General features: G+C 55.6%; 1 protein-coding gene. It reads right to left on the bottom strand.

Annotated elements, in window-relative coordinates:
- Nucleotides 1–238: LysR family transcriptional regulator (locus tag SCA31_RS24885; RefSeq protein WP_410699626.1), on the bottom strand; the 238-nt coding region annotated here is incomplete at its 3' end.
- Nucleotides 239–248 lie beyond the last annotated feature (10 nt).

Raw genomic sequence — 248 nt, forward strand, 5'->3', positions numbered from 1 at the left:
GGGTCAACGGTGCCTTGAATTTGCGCTGAAGGGCGCCGAGGGATTGCGAAACTGCGGACGGACTAACCCCAAGGGCGCGGGCTGTAGCGGCCACACTGCCATGATCACCGAGTTCACGCAAGACGCTGAGCTGATACGGATCCATAAGGGTTACCTTAATCATTGATTGGCATATATGCCATTGGTGCGGTGCATAATCGTATCTATCATTGACACAGGTCACAGCCGTACGCCCCATCTGGCGCGCT

The sequence above is a fragment of the Chryseobacterium sp. SIMBA_028 genome, from assembly GCF_046535285.1.
GTDB lineage: Bacteria > Bacteroidota > Bacteroidia > Flavobacteriales > Weeksellaceae > Chryseobacterium.